We start from the raw sequence: 1,536 nt of genomic DNA, 5'->3' as shown, positions 1-1,536 counted from the left end.
CCACCTCGCCCTCGACCACCCGCAGCGGCCGGCCCAGCACATCCGCGAGGAGCCGCATCCAGGCCGGGCTGCGCGTACCCCCGCCGCACACGGCCAGCGAACCCGTCAGGCCCGCCGCCTCCAGACAGTGCCGGGCCGCGTAGCCGATGCCCTCGCAGGTCGCGCGGATCAGGTCGGCGGGCGTCGACTCCAGGGAGACACCGGTCAGTTCGGCGCGCAGGCGAGGTTCGACGAACGGGGCGCGTTCCCCCGACGGCGCGAAGTACGGCAGCACCCGCACCCCGTTCGCCCCGGCCGGGGTCGCCGCGAGCAGCGCGTCCACCTCCTCGTGCCGGACACCCGTCGTCGACAGCACCCAGTCCAGGGCCGCCGTCCCGACCATCGCCGGCATCGCGCGCAGCCAGTGCCCCGGCCGGTCGAGGGAGATGTACAGGCCGGCCGGTTCACCGGACAGATCGAGATCCGTGGTCGCGACGAGGCTGGCGAGGCAGGTGCCGACGATGAGGAGTCCGTCACCGGGTTCCGTCACGCCCGCGCCGAGCGCGCAGGCGGGGAGGTCGTACGGCCCGTTCGAGATGCGGGTGCCTGCGGGTAGCCCCTCGCCGCGGGTGGCTGCCTTTGCGATCGGGTCGCTGACCGGGGCCAGCAGGCGTCGGCGCCGGGTCAGACCGAGTAGCTCGACGACACCGTTGTCGTACGACCGGGTCCTGGGGTCGAGGAACGGCATCGACGCGTCCGAGACATCGGTACCGGCCGGTGCCCCCGTGAGCCGCTGGAAGACCATGTCCTTGCAGAACAGGGCGCGCGCCGCCGCGTCCAGCGCCTTCGGCTCGTGCGCGGCCAGCCAGGCCAGCAACGGGCCCGGACACCCCGGGAACATCGCGCTGCCGGTCCGCCGGAACACCGTCTCGAAGGTTCCGTCCGCCAGCCACTGGTCGAGCAGTTCGTGTGCCCGGCCGTCCATCCAGGACACGGCCGGCCGTACGGGGCGCCCTGCTGTGTCGACCAGCCAGACACCGTCGCCCTGGCCGGTCAGGCCGGCGAGGTCGACCGGGTCGTCTGTGGTTGACGTGAGTTCGTCGAGTACGGCCACGACGGCGCCGTACACCTCGTCCATGTCCTGCTCGACGTAGCCGCCGTGCATCGACAGCTCCACCGGGCGGGAGGCTACGGCGAGTTGACGGCCGGTGCTGTCGAAGGCGGCGGCTTTCACGGTGGATGTGCCTACGTCGATTCCGATGTACATGTGGGGGTCTCCTGTGGGTTGGGGGGAGGGGGACGGGGAGGGGGCGGCTTTGGGATGGGCTGGGCCGGTGTTGGGTGGGCGCCGGGCAGGTGGGGCGGTGTTGGGTGGGCGCCGGACAGCTGGCCGGTGTTGGGTAGGCGCCGGACAGCCGGCCGGTGTTGGGTAGGCGCCGCGCGCACCTCCTTTGGTTCGGTCGCCTTCGGGGCGCCTGAAGCCGGTGTCGAGAGCCCCACCGTGCTCGGCGCTGCGCGCCTCCGCGCGCTGGGGCTCTCGACACCGGCGCGCCCCTA

General features: G+C 73.0%; 1 protein-coding gene. It reads right to left on the bottom strand.

The genetic code is table 11. The annotated features are described in order from the left end of the window. Positions 1 to 1,246: FGGY-family carbohydrate kinase (locus R6V09_RS52845; RefSeq protein WP_317888511.1), on the bottom strand; the 1,246-nt coding region annotated here is incomplete at its 3' end. Positions 1,247 to 1,536 lie beyond the last annotated feature (290 nt).

This window comes from Streptomyces sp. W16 (genome assembly GCF_033194735.1).
GTDB lineage: Bacteria > Actinomycetota > Actinomycetes > Streptomycetales > Streptomycetaceae > Streptomyces.
The sequence above is the reverse complement of the archived record's forward strand: the minus strand, read 5'-3'. Positions and strand labels throughout refer to the sequence as shown.